The organism is Caulobacter sp. B11 (assembly GCF_002737765.1).
GTDB lineage: Bacteria > Pseudomonadota > Alphaproteobacteria > Caulobacterales > Caulobacteraceae > Caulobacter.
This window is the reverse complement of the sequence record NZ_PEGG01000090.1, coordinates 1-7,175: the sequence shown is the minus strand read 5'-3', so window position 1 is coordinate 7,175 and position 7,175 is coordinate 1. Positions and strand designations below refer to the sequence as shown.

Annotated in this window: 6 protein-coding genes and 1 pseudogene; 1 reads left to right on the top strand and 6 read right to left on the bottom strand. The window is 68.3% G+C overall.

Translation table 11 applies throughout. The annotated features are described in order from the left end of the window. On the top strand, positions 1 to 325 hold a 325-nt coding region (locus CSW58_RS05260; protein ID WP_143755087.1), incomplete at its 5' end, for an FkbM family methyltransferase. Between the two features lie 188 nt (positions 326 to 513). Here the strand turns inward: CSW58_RS05260 and CSW58_RS05255 are convergent. From CSW58_RS05255 to CSW58_RS13685, 6 genes and pseudogenes are all read right to left on the bottom strand, one after another. Beyond that, entirely contained in the window at positions 514 to 1,440 is a 927-nt protein-coding gene (locus tag CSW58_RS05255) for an alpha/beta fold hydrolase (RefSeq protein WP_099446586.1), read from the bottom strand. 5 nt (positions 1,441 to 1,445) lie between these two features. Next, positions 1,446 to 1,919 carry a PaaI family thioesterase gene (locus CSW58_RS05250; RefSeq protein ID WP_099446585.1) on the bottom strand — a complete coding sequence of 158 codons (474 nt, stop codon included), beginning with the start codon at positions 1,917 to 1,919 and terminating at the stop codon, positions 1,446 to 1,448. 97 nt (positions 1,920 to 2,016) lie between these two features. Then, entirely contained in the window at positions 2,017 to 3,378 is a 1,362-nt protein-coding gene (locus tag CSW58_RS05245; protein ID WP_099446584.1) for an AarF/ABC1/UbiB kinase family protein, read from the bottom strand. Between the two features lie 136 nt (positions 3,379 to 3,514). Beyond that, positions 3,515 to 5,304 (bottom strand): annotated as a pseudogene (locus tag CSW58_RS05240) (M3 family oligoendopeptidase). A gap of 212 nt (positions 5,305 to 5,516) precedes the next feature. Continuing rightward, a complete protein-coding gene (locus tag CSW58_RS05235) occupies positions 5,517 to 6,167 on the bottom strand; it encodes a hypothetical protein (protein WP_099446583.1) in 651 nt (216 codons plus the stop codon). A gap of 546 nt (positions 6,168 to 6,713) precedes the next feature. After that, a complete protein-coding gene (locus CSW58_RS13685) occupies positions 6,714 to 7,121 on the bottom strand; it encodes a hypothetical protein (RefSeq protein WP_143755086.1) in 408 nt (135 codons plus the stop codon). Between the last annotated feature and the right edge of the window lie 54 nt (positions 7,122 to 7,175).

The window sequence follows — 7,175 nt, the reverse complement described above, 5'->3', positions numbered from 1 at the left end:
CGGCCAGCCCAACCAGTTCGGCGAGACCCATTCAGTGTTCCAGCAGGGCGTGCCCGGCTATCGCATGGACGACTTCGCCGCCGCCTTCGGCCTGGCCCCGCCCGACCACCTGAAGATCGATGTCGACGGGGTCGAGGGCATGATCCTGCGCGGCGGTCCCGAGACGCTCAAGGCGGTCAAGTCGGTGCTGATCGAGGTCGAGGGCGACAACGCCGACCAGGCCGCCACCCGCATCGAGCCGCCCCTGCTGGCCGCCGGCCTGGTCGAGGACATCGCCGTCCGCACCGCCGGCTCGGGCCGCAACCGGCTGTACCGGCGGGTTTAGGGCGGGATGATGGGCTGATGGGCTGAACGCCCCTCCAGAGTCCACTTCCCCGACGAAAGTCGGGGCCCAGATTCAGCCTGAGTTTTTGGGGATGACGCGCCTTCTGGCCTCACCTCGAACCCGGACCGCCCTGGGTTCGATCTGGGCCCCGGCCTTCGCCGGGGAGACGGGATAGGGATAGCCCTAGCCTAGTCCAGCCACCCCGCCAGCAACCCCCGCAACCCCGCCACGAAGGCCAGGGGCTGGTCGATCATCACATGGTGGTCGGCGTCGGGGATCGGCAGCAGGACGACATCGTCGGGCATCTGATCGATCATGTAGTCCAGGGTCTCGGCCTGCATCAGGGCCGAGCGGGCGCCCCAGACCAGGGCCACGGGACAGGCGATCTTGGGCAGCATCTCGCCCAGGTCGGGCATCGAGAACCGCTGCCAGATGGCCGGGTCGAACTTCCAGGTCCAGCCGCCTTCGACCTCTTTCAGCGAGGTGCGGGCGATGAAGTCGGCGATATAGAGGTTCTCGCAGCCCTGCGGCGGCGCCAGGCGGAAGCGGGCCAGGGCCGCCTCGAGCGACTCATAGACCCGGTTGGCGGCGTCGGGCCGCGAGGGCGGGCCGCGCCAGCGCTTTTCCGGCGGCTGGATGCTGCTGTCGACCATGACGATGGCCCGTAGCCGGTCGGCGTGCTCGACGCCGCAATAGAGGGTGGGAAAGCCGCCGAACGAGTGGCCGACCAGGATCGGCTTGACCCCGCCGGCCTCCATTTCGGCCGCCTCGACCGCCGCGAACACCTCGGCGGCGAACAGCGGGGCGGTATAGGCCTCGCGCCAGCCCGATCCGCCCATGCCCGACCACGAGATCGCCGCCACTCGCCAGTCTTTCGCGAAGAACGGCGCGATGAAGCTCCACCAGTCGGCATGGGCCCCGTTGCCGTGCAGGAAGACCAGGCCCGGCTTGCCGACCTCGCCCCAGGTCAGGAGCTCGATGTCGACGCCGTCAACCGACAGGGTCGAGCGTTCGGGAACCTGGGCCACGGCCTCGTTGAACCAGGCCGGCGCGGCCGGGCGCTCGCCCGCGAACGGGGCCAGCAGCGAGGCGGAGGGCGTGCGGTCGTCGGCCACGGCGCTCACGCCTTGGCCTCGAAGGCCAGTTCGCCCGGACGCGGCTTGCGCGGGCTCAGGGCCTTGAACACCCCGGTGCCGGTCATCAGGGTGCGCTCGCCGACCCAGATGCGGCCGCGCACGGTGAACACCAGGTCTTCCTCGGCCAGCAGCTCGCCGCGCCCCTCGACGAAGTCGCCCAGCTGGGCGCCCGACAGGAAGTCGCAGTTCAGCCGCACCGTCACCCAGGAATAGGACTTCGTCAGCGAGATGATCCGCCCCCAGGCCATGTCGGCGAAGCTCATCAGCATGCCGCCGTGGCAATTGCCCAGGCCGTTGGTGTGGTGCTCCTCGACCCGGAACCCCAGGGTGGCGTCGCCCACCGCTTCGCGGCGTTCGAACAGCGGGCCGATCTGGCGACCGAAGCCTCGCGACCAGTTGAGTTGTTCATAGCCGTCGGGAATGGCGGCGGTTTGGGCGTCGGTAAGATCGTCGGACATGGGGGAAGTCTAACAAGCGTTTGACAGGGAGCAAGGGTGGCGTTGGGTAAGCGGTGAGGCTGAGCGTTCCTTCTCCCCTTGCGGGAGCACGGAAGCGCTAAGCCACCCCCGCCGCGCTCAGCACCGCCGCCTGGCGCTTGGCCAGGGCCTCTTCGGAGAATCCCTCCAGCGAGGCCTCGAACATCGCCCGCCAGTTATGGCGCGCCCCCAGGTGCAGGAAGGCCGCGCCCAGACCGATGGCGGCGCGGTCCATGAACACGAACTCGCGCGGAATGGTGATCGGGCCCTTTTCCTTCAGGGCTTGGCGCACCTTGAAGGCCTCGCGACGGCCGTACTCGCCGGGCGGCACGTCGTCGGCCACGGTGCGCACCCGGTCGTCCAGCAGCGGGCCATAGATGAACCGCGCCCAGACATTGAGCACATCGACCAGGTCGTCGGTGAGATCGGCGAAGCCCCAGCTGCGATAGGCTTCGCGCTGCTCGGCCCGGTCGTCGGCCAGCAGGCCGCGATAGAGCCGCACCACCCCGGCCACGAAGCGCGGCGGAAAGATCCGTATACAGCCGAAGTCCAGCAGGTTCAGGTGCGCCGCGCCATCTCCGCCCTGGGGTCCGCCGAAGGTGTAGTTGCCCAGGTGCGGGTCGCCGTGGATGATGCCCAGCTGGGTCATCGGGCTCCACCAGGCCTCGAACAGCAGGGCGGCGATCCTGTCGCGGGTCTCCTGCGGCGCGTCCTTGAAGGCCAGCAGGCCCTGGCCGTCCATCCAGGTCATGCTGAGCAGCCGCCCCGTCGACAGCGACGGCACGGGCTGGGGCACGCGGATGTCGTCGCGGCCGGAGAAGAAGCCGCCATACAGGGCCATCAGCCTGGCCTCGCGCTCATAGTCGAGCTCCTCGCGCAGGCGGTCGCCGATCTCGACGATCATCTGGGTCGGGTCGATCGAGCCGTCCAGGCGCTTGAACAGGCCAAACAGCGAGCGCAGCTGGCCCAGATCGCTTTCGACCGCGCTCTGCATGTCGGGATATTGCAGCTTCACGGCGATGGCCCGGCCGTCGGGGGCGACGGCGCGGTGGACCTGGCCCAGAGAGGCGGCGGCGGCGGCCTCGTGCTCGAAGCTCTGGAACTGGCTCTGCCAGTCGGGCCCCAGCTCTGCGGCCATCCGCCGACGGACGAACGGCCAGCCCATGGCCGGGGCATTGGTCTGCAGCTCGGCCAGTTCGGCCGCGAACTCGGGCGGCAGCAGGTCTGGCACGGTGGCGAACATCTGCGCCGCCTTCATCAGCGGCCCCTTCAGCCCGCCCAGCGCCGCCTTCAGGGCCTTGGCGTTGCGCGCATCGGCGCTGTCGCCGCCGAACAGGCTGTTGGCGCCATAACTGACGGCGGCCCCCGACAGCCCGGCCCCGACCTTGGCGAAGCGGGTCAGGCGGCCCGACAGGCGGTCGCGTTCGGGGTCAATGGCCATCAGATCCTCCCCCCGAAGGGGGAGGCGGCCGGAGGCCGGAGGGGGAAGACCGCAATGCGCTGGCCCACTTCCCCCTCCGTCGGCTGCGCCGACACCTCCCCCTTCAGGGGGAGGATCTGCCGCTCGACAGGCACCATCAAACCAGCGCCTCGAACTCGTCGACCAGCCGTTCCAGCTGCGCGCAGCCGGCGGCCCAGAAGGCCTTGTCGCGCGGGTCCAGGCCGAACGGGGCCAGGGCCTCGACATAGGTTTTCACGCCGCCGGCCGACAGCAGGTCCTCGTAGAGCGGCGCGAAGCGGTCCGGGTCCTCGCGACGCTTCTCCATCAGGCCGCGCACCAAAAGGTCGCCGAACGCATAGGCATAGACATAGAAGGGCGCGTGCACGAAGTGGCTGACATAGGCCCAATAGTGCTCGTAGCCGGCGTTCAGCGTCACGGCCGGACCGAGGCTCTCGGCCATCACCTCCAGCCACAGGGCCCCGATCTGGTCGGGGGCCAGCTCGCCCTCCAGCCGGGCCTCGTGGAAGCGGCGCTCGAAGCGGTGGAAGGCGATCTGGCGGACCACGGTGTTGAGCCCGTCCTCGATCTTGCCGGCCAGCAGGCCCTTGCGGTCGGCGGGCGAGGCCTCGGCCAGCAGGCGGTCAAAGACCAGGCCCTCGCCGAAGATCGAGGCGGTCTCGGCCAGGGTCAGGGGGTGTCGGCCAGCAGGGTGCCCAGCGGCGCGCACAGGGTCTGGTGCACGGCGTGGCCCAGCTCGTGGGCCAGGGTCAGCACGTCGCGCCGCTCGCCCATATAGTTCATGAACACATAGGGATGGCGGGTGGCGGTCACCGGGTGCGAATAGGCTCCCGACTGCTTGCCGGCCCGCGGCCGGGCGTCGATCCAGGGCTGGGCGAAGAAGGTCTGGGCGGTGTCGGCGAACTTCGGGGCCAGGGCCTGGAAGCTGTCGAGCACGATGGTCCTGGCCTCGTCCCAGCCATAGGCGCGCGGCGCGGCGCTGGTCAGGGGGGCGTTGCGATCCCAGTAGTCGAGGGTCTTGCGGCCCATGACCCTGGCCTTCAGGGCGTAATAGCGATGCGACAGGCGCGGATAGGCCTCGACCACCGCCGCCTCCATGGCGTTGACCGCCGCGGCGTCGACCTCATTGGCCAGATGGCGCGACTGGGCCGGGTCGGAAAAGCGCCGCCAGCGATCCTCGACCTGCTTTTCAAACGCCAGGGTGTTCATCACCAGACCTTGGGTCGAGGCGCGGGCCTCCAGCGCCTGGGCCAGGCCGTCGGCGGCCGCCTTGCGGCGCGCACCGTCGGGGTCGGACAGGCGATTGAGCGCCTCGGGCAGGGTCAGGTCTTCGTCGCCGACCTTGGCCTTCAGCTTGGCCAGGGTCTCGTCATAGAGCCGCACCCAGCTCGCCACGGCCGGGCTGCGATCGACGATGTAGCGTTCCAGGTCGGGCGTCAGCTCGTGCGGCCGCGACAACCGCACGCGGCGCAGCCACGGGCTCCAGCGCCGGGCCGGCGGATGGGCCTCCAGGGCGGCGGCCAGCTCGGCGTCCTCCAGCTGGTTCAGTTCCAGCGCGAAGAACAGGCTCTCGGCGGCGATCTGCGACGAGCGGGCCCGCAGGTCGCCCTCGAACTTGGCCCAGCTGGGATCGTCGCGCTGGGTCGAGGCCGACAGGCTGGCGAAGGCCCCCACCGTCCACAGGCCGTTGGTGGCGTCCTCATAGAGGCGCACGCCGCGATCCAGCAGCACCCCCAGACGCTGAGGCTCGCCCCGGGCCTGCAGGAACAGGCCCTCCAGGCTGGCCAGTTCGTCATTGGCGGCCTTGGCGGCGGCCAGGTCGGACTCGAGGCGCGGATCGTCGCGACCGTCATAGAGGTCGGTGAGGGTCCACTCGGGCAGGGCGTCGGTCTTGAAGGGGGCGTTCATGGCCCTACCGATATGGCGCGGCGGGGGTGAGGCGCAACCGGGCGCGGCGCTTGGCGACGTGGTTCTTTCAGTCTTGGGTCGCGCTCCCCCTCCCGTTTCCCCGGCGAAGGCCGGGGCCCAGGTGAAACCCACGAGCCGCTCTGGATGGATCTGGGTCCCGGCCTTCGCCGGGAAAGCGGCCTTGGGTTGGTTCAGCTCGGAACCAGTCCTGCCTACCGCTGCTGTCGGTCGCCCCGATCAACCAGCCCGGCCAGCCCTGTCACCACCAGATAGACTGCCAGGGCGGTCAGGCCCAATTGCGTCGCGCCGCCGCCGGGCGGCGAGACCAGGGCGATCTCCTGCACGGCCAGCAGCAGGCCCAGGAACAGCGGCGCCGGCCACCAGGACCGCCCCTGGGTTCCGCGCCGCCAGGCCCAGGCCGCCCCGGTCATGGCCAGCAGGCCCATCTCCAGGGCCTGTTCGGGCACGGGATAGTTCCACCAGCCCAGCCCCACCTTGGGCCCGTCGAACCACAGGGCGAGGTCGGGCCGATGGACCAGGAAATCCAGCCCCCAGTGCGACAGCACCGTCAGCCCGACCACCACCCCGGTCCAGCGCGGCAGTTTCAGCAGCCAAGTCGCCAGCACCCCCGCCGCCACCGCCCACAGCAGCGCGGCCGGCAGGCTGTGGGTATAGGGCATGTGCTCCAGCACCAGGGCGCTGCCCGGCAGGGACGGATCGACCCTGACCCGCTCGACCCCGGTGATGATCAGCGCGCTCCAGCCGACATCGATCAGCTGGCTGGCCAGCACGTAGGTCCAAAGCGGCGCCTTGGGCGCGACGGCCTTGGCGGCCAGGGCGGCGGCGTAGTGTCCGACAAACATGGTGTTCCCCCCAGAATGAACGGCGCGAGCATGCACCCGGAGGGGCGATCCTGGAAACCGGCGTTCTGCGGGGTGGCCCTTGTTCGCCTTTCCTAAACTCCGTCATCCCGGGCCTTGTGCCCGGGACCCATCTCTCCGCCGCAAGGGCAGGCATGGCGGCGCGCGCGCCGCTGGCGTCTCCCGTGAAAGCTGAACCCTGGGTCCCGGGGCCAAGCCCCGGGATGACGGTGGGTTAAAAGGAGGGGCGTTCGCCCGCCTTCGCCCGCGAGAGGGAGTCCTCCTTAAATCTCACGGCGAGACGATCGCCGGTCTGGACAGGTCACTCAAGGACGACGCGTGCGCGTCGCCGCGCCGCGGCGGCCCGGAGGGCCGTCCTTGACTGACCTGTCCAGACCGGCACGCTGCAGCCTCCAGGAGATTTAAGGATCAGCGGGACGCTGAGGCATCCGCTTTTGGGAGCGAAGTCAAAGGGTGCTTTCGACCCTAATCGGACGTTGGCGAACTCGCCTTTTAGCGCCGACTTTTTCGATCAAAGCGCGATCTGACCTACCAGGAGTTCCTGACTGCGGCCGAGATTAACGCCTTCCCGTCCAACTGATCGCGGCAGATATTGAGTACCCCACCGAGGCTTTTCATTTCATCAAGCATGCCTAGAAATTCGTCTGTCAGCCAGGACGTGAAATCGAAACTCCCATCCAATGCCTCTCCTGAGAGACTAGATATGATCTCATATCTTATATCCGAGAATGCTCTGTCCGCGCGACCGGACACCAGAAGGTCGTCATTATTAAATATCGCGTACTCGATATATTTCCTGCCATCGGATTTATCTGCATAAATAGCTATTTTCTGCTCTATTAAATCCGCTTTGCGAAGGTATTCGCTGCCGTTCGACTTGAATCCAGCAGCTATTATTATATCGACAAAACTCTGTTTCGCGCTGTTTCCGCGCATGGATTTCCCCCATTGTTATAGGCGGCAGTCCAAGATCGCTCGACGCCGGGACAG